Annotated in this window: 15 protein-coding genes; 11 read left to right on the top strand and 4 right to left on the bottom strand. The window is 49.9% G+C overall.

Annotated elements, in window-relative coordinates:
• Window positions 1-33: 33 nt before the first annotated feature.
• The 8 genes from dprA to ACJJIT_RS19505 all read left to right on the top strand — a co-directional run bounded on the left by dprA (window position 34) and on the right by ACJJIT_RS19505 (window position 7,550).
• Entirely contained in the window at window positions 34-1,179 is a 1,146-nt protein-coding gene (gene dprA / locus ACJJIT_RS19540) for a DNA-processing protein DprA (protein WP_444899414.1), read from the top strand.
• Window positions 1,180-1,268: 89 nt separating this feature from the next.
• The gene (locus tag ACJJIT_RS19535; protein ID WP_444899413.1) at window positions 1,269-2,711 is read left to right on the top strand and encodes a catalase; all 1,443 of its coding nucleotides are present in this window, start codon (window positions 1,269-1,271) and stop codon (window positions 2,709-2,711) included.
• Window positions 2,712-2,798: 87 nt separating this feature from the next.
• Window positions 2,799-4,022, top strand: a complete 1,224-nt coding sequence (locus ACJJIT_RS19530; RefSeq protein ID WP_444899412.1) for a transglutaminase domain-containing protein — start codon at window positions 2,799-2,801, stop codon at window positions 4,020-4,022.
• Between the two features lie 278 nt (window positions 4,023-4,300).
• Window positions 4,301-4,867 carry an L-threonylcarbamoyladenylate synthase gene (locus ACJJIT_RS19525; RefSeq protein WP_444899411.1) on the top strand — a complete coding sequence of 189 codons (567 nt, stop codon included), beginning with the start codon at window positions 4,301-4,303 and terminating at the stop codon, window positions 4,865-4,867.
• A gap of 28 nt (window positions 4,868-4,895) precedes the next feature.
• On the top strand, window positions 4,896-5,801 hold the full coding sequence (gene hemF, locus ACJJIT_RS19520) for an oxygen-dependent coproporphyrinogen oxidase (RefSeq protein WP_444899410.1): 906 nt from the start codon (window positions 4,896-4,898) through the stop codon (window positions 5,799-5,801).
• Window positions 5,802-5,830: 29 nt separating this feature from the next.
• Window positions 5,831-6,283 (top strand): hypothetical protein, encoded by a 453-nt coding sequence (locus ACJJIT_RS19515; protein WP_444888969.1) that lies wholly within the window; start codon window positions 5,831-5,833, stop codon window positions 6,281-6,283.
• Complete coding sequence (gene aroE / locus ACJJIT_RS19510) at window positions 6,280-7,101, top strand: shikimate dehydrogenase (protein WP_444899409.1); 822 nt, start codon at window positions 6,280-6,282, stop codon at window positions 7,099-7,101. The genes ACJJIT_RS19515 and aroE overlap by 4 nt, the downstream gene beginning before the upstream one ends.
• A gap of 38 nt (window positions 7,102-7,139) precedes the next feature.
• A complete protein-coding gene (locus ACJJIT_RS19505; RefSeq protein ID WP_252083994.1) occupies window positions 7,140-7,550 on the top strand; it encodes a hypothetical protein in 411 nt (136 codons plus the stop codon).
• A 53-nt stretch (window positions 7,551-7,603) separates the two neighbouring features.
• Here ACJJIT_RS19505 and ACJJIT_RS19500 read toward each other — a convergent pair whose 3' ends face one another.
• The 3 genes from ACJJIT_RS19500 to ACJJIT_RS19490 all read right to left on the bottom strand — a co-directional run bounded on the left by ACJJIT_RS19500 (window position 7,604) and on the right by ACJJIT_RS19490 (window position 9,703).
• Window positions 7,604-8,122 carry a hypothetical protein gene (locus tag ACJJIT_RS19500; protein ID WP_252083995.1) on the bottom strand — a complete coding sequence of 173 codons (519 nt, stop codon included), beginning with the start codon at window positions 8,120-8,122 and terminating at the stop codon, window positions 7,604-7,606.
• Between the two features lie 86 nt (window positions 8,123-8,208).
• Window positions 8,209-9,123: a LysR family transcriptional regulator gene (locus ACJJIT_RS19495; RefSeq protein ID WP_444883283.1), complete on the bottom strand. Its 915-nt coding sequence runs from the start codon at window positions 9,121-9,123 to the stop codon at window positions 8,209-8,211.
• Window positions 9,124-9,148: 25 nt separating this feature from the next.
• Window positions 9,149-9,703, bottom strand: a complete 555-nt coding sequence (locus ACJJIT_RS19490; protein ID WP_444887638.1) for a gamma carbonic anhydrase family protein — start codon at window positions 9,701-9,703, stop codon at window positions 9,149-9,151.
• A gap of 65 nt (window positions 9,704-9,768) precedes the next feature.
• On the opposite strand from ACJJIT_RS19490, the gene ACJJIT_RS19485 reads away from it, so the two are divergent.
• The 3 genes from ACJJIT_RS19485 to ACJJIT_RS19475 are packed head-to-tail and all read left to right on the top strand — an operon-like array spanning window position 9,769 to window position 12,958.
• Window positions 9,769-11,817, top strand: a complete 2,049-nt coding sequence (locus ACJJIT_RS19485) for a M3 family metallopeptidase (RefSeq protein ID WP_444899408.1) — start codon at window positions 9,769-9,771, stop codon at window positions 11,815-11,817.
• A 35-nt stretch (window positions 11,818-11,852) separates the two neighbouring features.
• Window positions 11,853-12,128 (top strand): YheV family putative zinc ribbon protein, encoded by a 276-nt coding sequence (locus ACJJIT_RS19480; protein ID WP_444883286.1) that lies wholly within the window; start codon window positions 11,853-11,855, stop codon window positions 12,126-12,128.
• Complete coding sequence (locus ACJJIT_RS19475) at window positions 12,128-12,958, top strand: hypothetical protein (protein WP_444899407.1); 831 nt, start codon at window positions 12,128-12,130, stop codon at window positions 12,956-12,958. Before ACJJIT_RS19480 ends, ACJJIT_RS19475 begins: the two co-directional genes overlap by 1 nt.
• Before the next feature lie 278 nt (window positions 12,959-13,236).
• Here ACJJIT_RS19475 and ACJJIT_RS19470 read toward each other — a convergent pair whose 3' ends face one another.
• Window positions 13,237-14,577, bottom strand: a complete 1,341-nt coding sequence (locus ACJJIT_RS19470; RefSeq protein ID WP_444883288.1) for an MATE family efflux transporter — start codon at window positions 14,575-14,577, stop codon at window positions 13,237-13,239.
• Window positions 14,578-14,619: the final 42 nt, after the last annotated feature.

Here is a 14,619-nt window from a genome sequence, read left to right as displayed (position 1 = left end):
CTTCCTGTAAAACAGACAAAATGGTGAGCCCGCATGGATGCGTTGACCGCCAGCATGGCCCTGCTGCGTTTAGAGGGCCTGGGGCCCGCCCGCTACTGGCAGCTGCTAGAGCATTTTGGCAGCCCCGATCGGGCCCTACTGCAATTCCCCCCAACTTTGTTGAGCAAACTACCGCCGCGGGCCCAATCCCAGTGGCGTGACTGTTGTCGTCTTGGCCTGCAGAGCGAATTGTTGGAGTGGGTGGCAGCCGAGCGCGCCCGCTGTGTACAAATCGGCGTGCAGCTGCTGTACCACGGTGATGCAGGTTTCCCGAATTTGCTCGCAGAGATCTCGCGACCACCGCCAATACTCTATGTACGGGGCGAAGCTGCTGCTCTCAGCTTGCCCCAAATCGCCATTGTCGGTGCGCGTCGCGCCACGACTTCTGGCCTGGATAACGCCCGCAGTTTTGCCATGGAGCTCGCCGGATCCGGTTTTGCCATCACTTCGGGGTTAGCACTGGGGGTGGATGCGGCCGCGCACCAGGGTGCTTTGCGGGGAGAGGGAGCCACAGTTGCGGTGCTGGGCAGCGGTGTCGATTCTGTATATCCGCGTCAGAACCGCGCCCTGGCGGAAGAAATCCTGGGCGCGGGTGGCGCCATTGTCAGTGAGCTTCCACTCGGCAGTGGCGCTGAGGCGAAAAACTTCCCGCGTCGCAACCGGATTATCAGTGGGCTCTCTATGGGGGTGCTGCTAGTGGAGGCTGCGATGCGATCGGGGTCGCTGATCACTGCGCGGCTGGCGTTGGAGCAAAATCGAGAGGTTTTCGCTATCCCCGGCTCCATCCACAACCCGATGGCCAGGGGTTGTCACCACCTGATTCGCGAGGGGGCAACATTGGTGGAGACCAGCGCAGATATGGCTGGGCAATTGGGGGGGCTGTTAGCGGAGCCCGCGGATAGTGAGCCCCTAAGCAATACCCGGCTGGATAATCAGCAGCTGTCAGTGTTATTAGCCCTGCAGGGAGGGCCTCGCAGTATCGAGCAGTTGGTCGTGGATACTGGGGAGCCGGCGGGTGAACTGATGGCGCTGCTATTGCAAATGGAGTTGCTAGAGCTATTGGAGCAGCTGCCCGGTGGGTATCAATTGACGGCTCAGGGAGCTGCCTGTTGTCTCCAGAAAGAAGGCGTGGCCACCTGAATCCTCCCCTGAAGGACCAGCCGCCGAGCGATTCGCGAAGTCAAAGCGCTGCGTTAATACTCTGTGGACTCGAACACAGGAGGCAAGTCATGGCGAATAATTCCAAGCTCACCACGGATGCTGGCGCACCCATCGCGGATAACCAAAACAGCCTTAGCGCCGGACCGCGTGGTCCCCTATTGATGCAGGATTATCAACTGCTGGAGAAGCTCGCTCATCAAAACCGTGAGCGGATTCCCGAACGCACGGTACATGCCAAGGGCTGGGGAGCTTACGGTACTCTGCGGATTAGCGGAGATATTGCCAAGTACACCTGCGCCAAGGTATTGCAGCCCGGTGCTGAAACACCAATGATAGCCCGCTTCTCCACTGTAGCCGGAGAGTTGGGGGCGGCGGATGCCGAGCGCGATGTGCGCGGCTTTGCCCTCAAGTTTTATACAGAAGACGGCAACTGGGATCTGGTGGGCAATAACACCCCGGTCTTCTTTGTACGCGACCCCTATAAGTTTCCCGATTTTATCCACACGCAAAAACGTCATCCCCGCACGCATTTACGCTCCCCTACAGCCATGTGGGATTTTTGGTCGCTATCTCCAGAGAGCCTGCACCAAGTTACGATCCTGTTTTCAGATCGCGGCCTGCCAATTTCACCTATGCATATGAATGGTTACGGCTCCCACACCTACTCTCTGTGGAACAGTGCCGGCGAGCGCTTCTGGGTGAAGTTCCATTTCAAGACCCGCCAGGGGCACAAATTTCATACCGATGCCGAAGCGGAGTCAGTGATTGGCCGCACTCGCGAAAGTTATCAGGAAGCCCTGTTTGGTGCGATTGAGAAAGGTGACTATCCCAAGTGGAGTTTACAGTTACAAGTAATGCCCGAGGCCGATGCTGCCAAGACAAATTACAACCCTTTCGATCTCACCAAAGTGTGGCCACATGGGGATTACCCGCTGATTGAGATTGGCGAAATGGAGTTGAATCGCAATCCCGATGATTATTTTGCCGAACTGGAACAGGCAGCCTTCTCTCCCTCAAACGTAGTACCGGGCATTAGTTTCTCCCCGGATAAAATGCTACAGGCGCGAGTGTTTTCCTATGCCGATGCCCATCGCCACCGTTTGGGTACTCACTATGAGAGTCTTCCGGTAAATGCACCTCAATGCCCAGTGCATAACTACTATCGAGACGGCGAGATGAATACCAGCGGGATTCGCACAGGCAATCCCGATGCTTATTACGAACCCAACAGTTTCAACGGCCCGCAGCAAGACTCCAGTGCCAAGGAGCCGCCACTAAAGCTTTCCGGTGCTGCCGATCGCTACGATCATCGCGAGGGCGACGATGATTACGGCCAAGTGCGGGCGCTTTTCAATCTTTTTGATGACGCCGAAAAACAGAGACTCTTTGGCAATATTGCCAGAGCTATGGCCGGAGTTCCGGATGAGATAGTACAGCGACAATTGGTACTTTTTTCCCAGGTCGACTCTAGTTATGCTGAGGGCGTAGAGTTATCTTTAGGAAAAAAATAAAAATACTTTCTATTTCGTAAAGCTTTAATTACCTGACAATTATGGTAAAAATGTATTTCTTACTTTTTAAAAAAAGAAGATAAGCTTATGGATTGGATGATAAAAAAAATAACTGCCCTTTCATTTTTCACTGTTTGGCTGTCAGCTTGTTCAGTTCAACCATCTATTGTCGATTTGTTACCACCTTCAGAGTTTTCTAAAAAGCAGCTTTTATCTGGTTCTATTTTAATTGGAGAGCCTGTAAAAATTAATGATCTGCCAGAAGTTGATATTTTGGCAATAAATTCCGAAATGGAAATGTTTTTAGATGAAATAAAAGGTAAAGACGATACTGACCGGTTAAATAATTTTTTGCTAAAGTTGCAGGAAATTAATTTCTCTCTTTTTTATGAAGCTAATGCCACTTTAAATGCCTCTGAAGTGTTTTTGGAAAAGAGGGGTAACTGTATGGCCTTTAGTGCTTTTATGGTTGCCATGGTTAGGGAACTCGGAATAGAAATAAACTTTAATCAGGTATTTGTTCCAGAAACTCGATACTTGGAGGATCAGCAGACCTATGTTTATCAACACATCAATACTATTTCAGACCTAGGAAGTAAAAAACAGGTTTTGGATTTTAATTTTATTGACTACGAATCAGATTATCATGGGGAGGTGTTAGATGACTCGGAAGCATTTTCTAAATTCTATAGTAATTTATCAGTAGATTTCCTTTCAGAGAGGAACTTCAAACAGGCCTTTCTCTATATTCGTAAGGCATTATTATTGTCGCCTGATTCCTCAAATCTATGGAGTAATCTAGGTGCAATTTATCGATCTGCAGGCTACCGAAATCTGGCAATCAGCACTTATAGAGTCTCTCTAGAACTGGACAGCCATAATATGGTTGCATTGAATAATATGGAAAGGGCGCTCAGGGAGAGGGGAGATTTGGAGTCCGCCCAGATTCTCTCTAAACAGTTACAAAATTACCGTGAACAAAACCCTTACTACTGGTATGCCAGTGCTCAGGCAGCTTACTCAAAAAAAGATTACGCTTCAGCAATCCGAAACATCAAGGATGCAATTTCTCTAGAAAAAAATGACCATCGCTTTCATTACCTGCTGGGGCTTGCGCGATTCAAGTCTGGGAGTCGAGGTTATCGTAAGAATTTTCAGGAGGCTTTAATTCTGTCGGAGACAAAGTATGATCAAACGCGTTATAAGAAAAAGTTTGATGCTCTGGGAATACAAAATATTGAGCCAGTAATTCGAAATAAAGAATATAGACACCCATTCTCTCTATGGGACTGGTGGTATCTAGATACTTAAATAAGACATCATATAACAAAATATGATGCTATTTGTATCATGAGCACAAAGTTGCCTCTGTTTTCAATTGCTGTAGGCACACCTTGTGCATGGTTGCGCAATCCGCTAGATTTTGGCGCTTGTCCCTACTTTGACAGTTGAGAGAGTTGAAATGAGCAAGCCTTTTGTAGCGATCCTGATGGGGGCCGGCCCCGATCTGCCAGTTATGAAAGCCGCCTTCGGTGTACTAGAGAAGTTAGACATCCAGCAGTGCGAAGCGAAGTAGCAGCGATACTGTCATGAGGTACTCTCCGCTTGCTGTACAGAAGGCTGCCCGTGCTCTTGCGGCGGGTGGTGTTATCGCGCACCCCACCGAGTCCGTGTGGGGCCTCGCCTGTGATCCAAATAATCTGCAGGCCGTAAGGCGTCTGCTGCGCCTGAAGAACCGCCCACTGGAAAAGGGCCTGATCCTGGTTTCCGGTGAGGAGGAAAGTTTTAGTCAGCTGCTCGACCCACTCAGCGCCGAGCAGCGCGAAAAGATGCGGGAAACCTGGCCCGGACCCGTGACCTGGCTGGTGCCCCATCGCGACCGCATACCCTATTGGGTCTGTGGCGCCCATCCCGCAGTGGCCCTGCGTCATACCGAACACTCTTTCACCGCTGCGTTAACAAGGGCTTTTGGCGGTGCTATCGTATCCACTTCTGCCAATCCGGCGGGGTGTCAACCTGCCCGACACAAGTACCAGGTACTTCGCTATTTTGGTGATGCCCTCGACTTTGTCGGCGGTGGTTCCACTGGGGGCCGAAATTCCCCCAGTGAGATTCGCGACCTGCTCAGCGGAGAGCAGTTGCGGGCGGGCGGATGAATTCTTTAAAACGAGTTAGTGTTTCCCAATGAGTGATATTGATACCAAGGAAGTAAAGGGCTACCTGCTGGATCTACAGGATAGAATCTGCAGCGCGCTGGGTAGCGAGGACGGCCTGGAGTTTCACGAAGACGCCTGGGAGAGGCCCGGCGGCGGGGGCGGTAGGACCCGTGTGCTGGAAGAGGGAAATTTAATCGAGAAAGGTGGGGTCAATTTCTCGCACGTCTATGGTGACGGCCTGCCGCCCTCTGCTACGGCTAGCCGCCCAGAGTTGGCTGGCTGCTCTTTCGAAGCGATGGGGGTTTCTTTGGTGATCCACCCGCGCAACCCCTATGTACCCACAAGTCACGCCAACGTGCGCCTGTTCGTTGCTAAAAAGCCTGGCGCCGAGCCGATCTGGTGGTTTGGTGGGGGCTATGACCTCACTCCTTACTACGGTTTCGAAGAGGATGTGGTGCATTGGCACAATACTGCAAAGAGCGCCTGTGCGCCCTTTGGTGAAGAGATCTATCCGCGCTTCAAGCAGTGGTGTGACAAGTATTTTTACCTGAAGCATCGCGATGAGGCCCGCGGAGTAGGCGGCCTTTTCTTCGATGACTTTAACGAAGGTGGTTTTGAAAACGCCTTTGCCCTAACTCGCACCGTGGGTGATAGTTATTTGGATGCTTACCTGCCCATTATTCAAAAGCGCAAGGATTCGTCTTATGGCGAACGCGAGCGGGATTTCCAGCTTTACCGCCGCGGCCGTTATGTGGAATTTAACCTGGTATTTGATCGCGGCACCTTGTTTGGCCTGCAGAGCGGTGGGCGCACCGAATCTATCCTTATGTCATTGCCCTCGCTGGTGAGTTGGAAATACGACTGGCACCCAGAAGCAGGTTCGGCGGAGGAAAAACTCTACACGGATTTTCTGCCGCATAGGGACTGGGTATAACCCCAGGTCACGCACTACGGAGGTTCGCTGTGCAACAAACGCGATTGGAAGCCATCAACTCGCTATTTTTGGATTACAGGCGTCACTTTGAGACCGGGGATGCGGAACAGATAGCGGACTATTACCGTTTTCCTCTGCATTATTACCGTGAAGATGGCAACAAACTGGCGGTAGATCGCGGCGCCTTCGTGCAGCAGGTTGAGAAGCTGCTCAACGCTTATAAGCGCCTGGAGGTATGCCAGATACTCGGCACTGTCACTGAAATCATCGAATTGAATGATTACAGCAGCTTGGCCAGTGTACGCTGGACCCTGTTACATCACAGAGAAGAGGACGATAAGACCCTCGAACTCTACAGTTCACACACACGTTACCTGCTCACTGATACCGAGCAGGGCCTTAAAGTCGACGCTTTAGTACTGGTCGATGAAAGTGCCAAGATCCGCGAGGCGGTCAGGGCGCGCAAGAGGGCCCAGTCGTGAGTGACCACTATGCAGTGGTAGGCAATCCCGTCGACCACTCCCTGTCTCCACAAATTCACGCCGCCTTTGCCGCCCAGTCCGGCGAGGACCTGGTATACGAAAAGATACTTGCCCCTCTCGATCGTTTTACTGAGTCGGTACAAACCTTTTTTGCCGAGGGTGGGCGCGGCCTCAATGTGACAGTGCCATTTAAGCTTGAAGCTTGCGAGCTGGCTGATGCGCTTACCGAGCGCGCGGCCGCTGCCGGTGCGGTGAACACCCTGGTATACGGAGAGAGTGGAAATCTGCTGGGCGACAATACCGATGGCGCCGGCTTGGTTTCAGATATCCGCAACAATCTGGGTTGGACAATTCAGGATAAGCGGGTGTTACTTCTGGGGGCCGGTGGCGCCGCCCGCGGAGCCCTATTGCCGCTGCTGGCTGAGCATCCCTCACAGCTACATATCGCTAACCGCACCGCCGCTAAAGCCTGTCAGTTGGCAGATGAGTTTTCCCACTATGGGGCTATGACTGCAGGCGGACTGGATCAGCTGTGTGGAGGTTTTGATCTGGTTATCAATGCCAGTTCGGCGAGCCTGGGTAACCAGTTGCCCCCCCTGCCTGAACACCTTTTTACAAGCACTGGTCGGGCCTATGACATGGTCTACGGTGCAAAGCCGACGCCTTTTGTACACTGGGCCCGTGAACTGGGGGTTGAAGCAGCCGATGGTCTCGGCATGCTGGTGGGGCAGGCCGCGGAAGCCTTCTATTTATGGCGCGGGGTGAAGCCCCGTGTTGAGCCGGTGCTGGCGCAGTTGCGGCGAACACTAACAGCCTGATTAATGCGGCTGAAGTTATAACAACAAAAATTAAGAGGATGCTGGCTGTGCGCGAGTGGTTGCGTAATCTTTCTATGTGCTTTGCGGTGGGTTGTTTCGGCGGCCTTTGTTATGCCCTGGGTCTATGGGCTATGGGCAGCTACGGGTTTACCCGCTGGTTGGGGGTAGACTTGGCACCGCACCTCAGTAACGCTTATCTATACCAGCGTATCGTTTGGGGCGGGCTCTGCGGTCTGTTGTTCTTGCTCCCCTGGCGCAATGCTTGGCTATTGCGCGGTGCTTTATTATCACTGCTACCTGCCGCATTCCTGCTGTTCTACCTCCTGCCCCAGCGTGGCTATGACTATGGCGCTTTTGTGCTGGGAACTATGACTCCGCTAGTGATCGTTCTCGCCTGTGCTATTGGCGGTATTGCCGCATCCGCGCTGCTGCGACTACAGGGTAAGTAAAGTAACTGAGGCCAGTTAGGCGCCGCCGCAAGTGACTGCGGCGGCTGCTCCGATCAGGCCTCAAACTCAATTTCGATAAGGCTACAGCTCTGGGTGTGGCCCATAGCTCTCTTGATGGTGGGATATACAGAGGCGGTGGCGACGCTGACGCCCAGCTCGATTCGCTGTTTTTTATCCAGCTGCTCAGAGATACGCTGGTCCAACAACGGATCAATGTTTTTGTAACTGGCCAGCGCAGTGGCAAAGTCAAAAATATCCTTGAGAGGCTCCGGTAAATTACTGCCGCCCTGAATGCAGGCCTTTACCAGTTGCGGAGCGACATTGGCTTCCAACGCCATGCGCACATTCAATTGCAGGCAGGCACCGCAGTCCGCCACCTGCATGGCGGCCAGTTTGCTCACCCAAAAAACCTCCAGCGGTAAGAATTCCCGGTGCATCGACAGGGGCTGGAACTGTACAAATTTTTCAAAGCCCTCTGGAGACGAGCGTAAAAACTCTTTTAGATACTCCATGTCGTAGCGATATTTCTTGGAGAAGGCATCCATTTCTTGCAGCTGCTGCTGTTCTGTCATCTCTATGGCTCCTATTGCCGGTGATAGAAAGTCGGACCTCCTCGGTCCTGCAGCCAAGTTTTATCGGTATTGATGTTAGATAAAAATTAATAACCATCGGACTTATCGATAGGTGGGCTGTAATAATTACCGTACAGACGCCGAGCTTCCCGGGCGAACCAAAGGCCGGCTTTGCCTTGAGCTGTTTTTGCCGACCACAACAGGTCGACATCCAGGCTCCAGGCGCTCAGTGCGCTGGTGAGTTTCAGCTCCACCAGTTTTCCACTCTTCAGGAAAGGGCGAGCCAGCTCATAAGGCGCGTTGACCCAGCCTATGCCTTTGCAGGCCAGATCCAGGGCCTGTAGCAGGGAATCGCAGACCCAGACCTGCGACGAGAGCTGCCAGCGTTGTTGGCCCTCCTCCATGGCTGCGATTATTTGCCGGTGGCGCGCGGCCTCACGCAGAGAGCTAGGCTGCTGATGCGCCAGTGGATGGTCCGGTGTGGCCAGGCAGAGAATTTGTTGGCGTCCGAGTGTGTTGAACTCTAGTGCGCCCGGGTAGCTGCCGCCGCTTGTCACAAACGCAAAATCGGCTTCGCCTTTGGCGATACTTTGCACTGCCTGATGATGACTGGAACTGCGCAGTTGCAGCTGGGTGTGGGCAAAACGCTGGCTGAAGCTTGCCAGTACATCGTTGAGGCGATCAGGCATCACCAACTCCTCAAACAGGATACGCAGCACGGGTTCCTCGCCGCGCTGGTAGGAGTCCGCGGCCTGCTGAAAACGCTGCAGCTGCCCCAGCGCTTGGCGGGCAAGCGGCAACAGGGCCATGGCCGCAGCTGTGGGGTGTGGGAATTTTCCGCTACGGTCGAAAAGGGCGAGTCCCAGGTCCAGCTCAAGATTCTGAATACAGGCACTTACCGAGGATTGAGCACGCCCCTGTTCGCGGGCAACAGCGGAGAAAGAGTCCAGCTCGCAGGCGCGTACAAAAGTATGCAATTGATCAGTATTCAGATTGAGCATGAGTGTCGAATCGCCCGGCGATGAGTTATTCAATATCCTGGCGGAGATATTGATCCTTCAGATTCACATAATTTTGCGCAGAGTAGCTAAAAAACGCTTTTTCCTTGTCGGATAACGGGCGGGCTTTGCGGCAGGGGGAACCCACATAGAGATAACCGCTCTCCAAGGTTTTGCCTGGTGGTACCAACGCGCCGGCTGCTAAAACGACCTCGTCTTCTATAACCGCACCGTCGAGTACTATGGCGCCGATACCGATCAAAATCCGGTTACCGATGCTGCAGCCATGCAGGCAGGCCTTGTGGCCAATTGTGACGTCTTCGCCGATTGTCAGTGGCCACCCCTCGGGATTAAACGGCCCCGCATGGGTGATATGTAATACTGCACCGTCTTGGACACTGGTGCGGGCACCTATCTGAATCCGATGCATATCCCCGCGTACCACCGCCATTGGCCATACGGAGCAATCATCACCCAGAGTGACATCGCCAATCACAGCTGACTGTGGGTCAACAAAAACACGATGGCCAAGTTGCGGGGATTTCTCGCTCGCAGAATCGTTGTGGCTGCGCAGTGGGGACATAAAGAAGCTCCTGTACAATGAATCCTCTATCATAGCTGTATCCTATTTCGAGCACAGGGTCCCGTATGTCCAATCCATTGTTGAATATCCCTCTTCTGCCACCGTTCACCCAGCTGCAGCCCGAGCAGGTTGAGCCTGCAATTGCAAAACTCATCGGAGACTGCCAAGGGCAGTTACAAAGAGGCTTAGAGAACCCTGGCTGGGAGAGCACCTTGCAGCCACTTGAACAGGTTCAGGATCAACTCAAACGGGCCTTCTCTCCGATCAGTCATCTCAACAGTGTACTGAGTGGTGAATGGAGAGCGCCCTATGAAGCGGCGCTTGCTCAGGTAACTGCCTATTGGACTGAGCAGGGGCAAAACCGCGAATTGTACGAGGTGTATCAACAGCTGGCGGCCTCGCCGGAATTTGTGAGCTGGCCGCAGCCGCAAAAGAAATCTGTAGAGTTGGGTTTACGGGATTTCGAATTAAGTGGGGTCGGCCTGGAGGGTGAAGCTCGGGAGCGCTTTGCAGCCAATAGCAAGCGCCTGGCTGAACTTTCCAGCCAGTTCGCCAACAATGTTTTGGATGCTACCAATGCCTGGACCTGGCATACGGAAGATGAGGCAGATTTAACTGGCTTGCCGGAAACCGCTATAGCGGCGGCGAAAAGTGCAGCAAACACAAAAGGCAAAAGTGGTTGGTTGATCACCCTAGAGGGTCCGAGCTATTTGGCGGTAATGACTCATGCGGAGAACCGAGAGTTGCGCCGGTTGGTGCATACCGCATTTGTGAGCCGTGCCTCTGAGGTTGGGCCCAACGCTGGAGAGTTCGACAATTCAGAAGTGATGGAATCTATCTTGGCACTTCGCGCAGAGCAGGCCCAGCTATTGGGAATGGCTAATTACGCCGAGTTATCTCTGGCCAGTAAAATGGCGCCAGATTGCGAAGGCGTATTGGAGTTTCTCAATGACCTGGCGAAGAGAGCCAAGCCCGCAGCCGAGCGGGAAATGGCTGAATTACGCTTATTTGCCAGCGAAGAGTATAAGTTAGAAGAGCTTCAACCTTGGGATATTGCTTGGGTTGCGGAAAAACTCAAGCAGCAGCGTTATGCCATTAGCCAGGAAGAGCTGCGCCCTTACTTCCCTTATGCCAAGGTTCTGGAAGGTTTATTCGCCGTAGTGGAAAAGCTCTTTGGAGTTGCTGTGCAGGAAGACACTACTGTGGAAACCTGGCATAAAGATGTACAGTTTTTCTGGCTTCATCGCAATGGTGAACGTATTGCGGGCTTTTATTTGGATGCCTTCGCGCGAGAGAAAAAGCGTGGGGGTGCCTGGATGGATACTGTTGCCACACGCCGCCAAGGTGAAGAAGGCTTGCAGCTGCCCATCGCTTATTTGGTGTGTAACTTTAGCCCCGCAGTGAGAGATATGCCTTCTCTGCTAACACATTACGAAGTCACTACCTTGTTTCACGAGTTTGGCCATGGCCTGCATCACATGCTAACGCAAATTGCTATAGCGGCGGTTTCGGGTATCAATGGTGTGGCCTGGGATGCGGTAGAAATGCCCAGCCAGTTCCTGGAAAATTGGTGTTGGCAACCTGAGGCGATCGCCATGATCTCTTCTCATTACCAAACTGGAGAGCCGTTGCCTGCAGAATTACTAGAAAAAATGCTTGCGGCAAAGAATTTCCAGTCCGCTATGTTCACTGTGCGACAACTGGAGTTTGCAATTTTTGATTTTCGACTTCACGCCAGTGAAGAAGTGATGGATACGCAGAAAATTCAGCAGCTAATGTCAGAGGTACGCACCGAGGTGGCTGTAGTTCCCGTGGCTAAGGAAAATCGCTTCCAGCATGGTTTTAGCCATATTTTTGCCGGTGGCTACGCTGCAGGATATTACAGCTATAAGTGGGCAGAGGTGCTCTCAGCAGATGCCTTTTCACTATTTGAAGAAAAGGGTATTTTTGACAGTGCTACTGGCGAGAGTTTTTTGCATTCTATCCTCGAACAGGGTGGCAGCCGGGATGCTTTAGACCTGTTTGTAGAATTTCGAGGTAGAAAACCCGATGTTGATGCACTATTGCGTCACTCAGGTATTGAGCAGCTTGAATTAAATATCAGCCCGGCCTGAAAAGGCCGTTAAGTCATGCATGTTGAGCAGTAACTATGGTCGATCAGGAAAATTCCGGTGGGCATTCCAAAAAATCCAAAAAACGATTTATTGCTGGCGCTGTTTGCCCACGCTGTAGCGAGATGGATCGTATAGTCAATTACCAGGAGGATGGAAAAAATTTTCGTGAGTGTGTTTCCTGCGGATTTAAAGATGAAATACGCCTGCAGTCCGCGCCTTCTGAGCTATTAACCCGGGTTAGTACTGGGCAGAGAAAAGAGGCGAGTGAAGAACCGGTAAAATTTATTCAACCTACCAAAAAAAATAAGTAGTGAAAAAGGCAATTGTAGTTATAGCCGTGCTTGCCATTGCAATTATTGCTGGCTTGTACGGCCTAAATCATTATCGAAAAATTCAGAAACAGCAACTGGAGCAGACCTCACATCTATTGGCCAGTTGCGTCAACCAAGGACTTCTCAGCCTATTTCGTTTACAGGCAAATGATTGGCACAAGAATCCAGGCTTTGTTCTGCAACAGCAGCGATCACTTAATGAGAGTGTCGAAGGCCTACCGGAAAAGATTTTAGAGGGAAAATCCTTTAAGGAATGGGAGTATGCTGTCGATATCTGTAATAAATTAACAAGAAATAGCAATTTACAACATATTACTATTTTCAGACCGCTTGCCGACCTCGCTTCATTTGAAATGTCAGATGCTGCTACGTTTAAAAGTAGAAAGTCACTGAGAAAACGTAAGAAAACTATTGGTGCACTGAGAGAGTCAGCACAGGCAGCGGATAGATACCTGAAAGATTTACGCAGTGATATAAGTACTCAGATGAAAGTTTATAGATTTTCTGATGAAGAAAAAGAATTTATTCAAAAACAAATAAACACAGAAGTTCTGGACTATTATCAGAAAGGAGATTTTTCACTTAATAATGCCAATGTATATCTTGAAAGATTATCAACCTTTTATAAGTTGATGGCCGAAAATCCGAAAGCTTACACTGTGCGTAGTGGCAGTCTTTATTTTTATGATCGCTCTCTAAGAAGCAAAATTGATATTTTGAATCGAGCAATTTTACAAGGAGAAAGCGAGTTCTTTTCCAACTACACTCAGATTTTGGTCAGTAAGCAGATAAGAGCTTTGGGGTTTTAAAAAATTGTGAGCGGGTATTAATGCATTATTGTTCCCGCTCAATATTTGCCATCCTGAGATTATTGTTTTTATTTCCTGAAACCATGAGTTTCATAGATCAACAAAACTTCGGAAAAATTTTTAGACATTGATTTCTAATGGTTTTCAATCTAATCAATTTTTGTACATCATCTCCGATATAAATTCAGTATCATACTACTCTATTCTGTATTCAGCTGAATAATTTAGCTTATTACAAGCCAGAAACCCTCTAAAACTTAATTTATAAAAGTATTAAATTATTTCTTAATCCATGTGTCGGTTACAGTGTAGTATCGAAAGTAAGCAACAAGCCCTAAAGATCGTGCGCCAATCCACAAAAAAAGACTAAACCATATGCCATGGTTTCCCCAATCTCGAGTTAACCACCAGCTTGGGAAAAAAATTAGAATAGTAGCTATAAACATAGTATTGCGCATTTGTCGGCTTTTTCCGGCGCCAATAAAAACACCATCAAGTTGGTAACTCCATACAGCTAATAGCGGCAGAGCGCAAAGCCACCAATAAACGTTATTTACTTGCTGTATCACACTAGAGAGATCTGTAAACAACTTTATTATTATTGGCTGACAAAATATCAACAATAGAGTAATAAAGAGTGCACTTCCTAAAGCCCAAATGCCTGCGGCATTAACTATTTCCTGAAATAGTTTTTTTGATTTTTTTCCTATTGATTCACCTACTAATGCCTCAGTTGCATGGGCAAAGCCATCCAGCGCGTAAGAAGTCATCATTAATAGTTGTAATAATATTGCATTGGCTGCAAGGGTGGAGTCTCCTTGGGCGGCCCCTTGAGCAGTAAAGAATGTAAATGTTAATAACAGCAAGCAGGTTCGAATAAATAAATCTGTATTGATTTGCAGTAACTCAAGCCAAGGCTTCCACTCTATCCATGGCTGAAATTGAGGGGTTTGAAGACACTTTTTTAATGCTTTCCAAATTTTAGGATTAACACGCTTAAGTAAAAACAATCCCATCAATAAGGCGAAAGTATCAGCACAAACTGTGGCTATCGCAGCGCCTTTTGCCCCTAAACCAAGACCGAGAATAAAAAGAAAATCCAAAAGTATATTGAGTATATTTGCTGCTAGCAAAATATATAGTGGAGCCCGGCTATCCTGTCGGCCTATAAAGAAACCCAGTATGGCAAAGTTAACTAGTGCAAGAGGAGCACTTATCAGACGAATCTGTAAATAAGCCACTGCATGCGGGCTGGCTGCACTACTGGCATTCATCCAACCAACAATATTGTCTAGCAAAGGATAGGTAATAATCTGAAGTAGTATCCCTAATGCCATTGCCAATAGTATTGCTCTTAGCAACCATTCAACACCACCATCTTGACTGCGTGCAACGACACCAGTGGTGCCCATGCGAAGAAAACCGAAGGCCCAAAGCAGCATTGTCATAACACTTGCGCCAATGGCTACTCCAGAGAGGTAAACGGCCGAAGAAAGGTGACCGAGAATTGCGGTATCTACTGCCCCAAGTAAAGGAACTGAAATATTACTAAGAATCATAGGCCAGGCAAGATTCCAAACCCGACTCATGCTTCTTGAATCAATTGTTAGGTACTTCATAGGGGCTACTTATGATTAATAACTGTAAGAAAAAAAACGTAT

Source organism: Microbulbifer mixtoriginis (SeqCode), from assembly GCF_052467515.1.
This window is presented reverse-complemented; position numbering and strand designations above follow the sequence as displayed.

Bases quoted from the DNA above. Each gene is read 5' to 3' on its own strand.
- dprA (WP_444899414.1), top strand. From the start codon at position 34: ATGGATGCGTTGACCGCCAGCATGGCCCTGCTGCGTTTAGAGGGCCTG.
- ACJJIT_RS19535 (WP_444899413.1), top strand. From the start codon at position 1,269: ATGGCGAATAATTCCAAGCTCACCACGGATGCTGGCGCACCCATCGCG.
- ACJJIT_RS19530 (WP_444899412.1), top strand. From the start codon at position 2,799: ATGGATTGGATGATAAAAAAAATAACTGCCCTTTCATTTTTCACTGTT.
- ACJJIT_RS19525 (WP_444899411.1), top strand. From the start codon at position 4,301: ATGAGGTACTCTCCGCTTGCTGTACAGAAGGCTGCCCGTGCTCTTGCG.
- hemF (WP_444899410.1), top strand. From the start codon at position 4,896: ATGAGTGATATTGATACCAAGGAAGTAAAGGGCTACCTGCTGGATCTA.
- ACJJIT_RS19505 (WP_252083994.1), top strand. From the start codon at position 7,140: ATGCTGGCTGTGCGCGAGTGGTTGCGTAATCTTTCTATGTGCTTTGCG.
- ACJJIT_RS19500 (WP_252083995.1), bottom strand. From the start codon at position 8,122: ATGACAGAACAGCAGCAGCTGCAAGAAATGGATGCCTTCTCCAAGAAA.
- ACJJIT_RS19495 (WP_444883283.1), bottom strand. From the start codon at position 9,123: ATGCTCAATCTGAATACTGATCAATTGCATACTTTTGTACGCGCCTGC.
- ACJJIT_RS19490 (WP_444887638.1), bottom strand. From the start codon at position 9,703: ATGTCCCCACTGCGCAGCCACAACGATTCTGCGAGCGAGAAATCCCCG.
- ACJJIT_RS19485 (WP_444899408.1), top strand. From the start codon at position 9,769: ATGTCCAATCCATTGTTGAATATCCCTCTTCTGCCACCGTTCACCCAG.
- ACJJIT_RS19480 (WP_444883286.1), top strand. From the start codon at position 11,853: ATGGTCGATCAGGAAAATTCCGGTGGGCATTCCAAAAAATCCAAAAAA.
- ACJJIT_RS19470 (WP_444883288.1), bottom strand. From the start codon at position 14,577: ATGAAGTACCTAACAATTGATTCAAGAAGCATGAGTCGGGTTTGGAAT.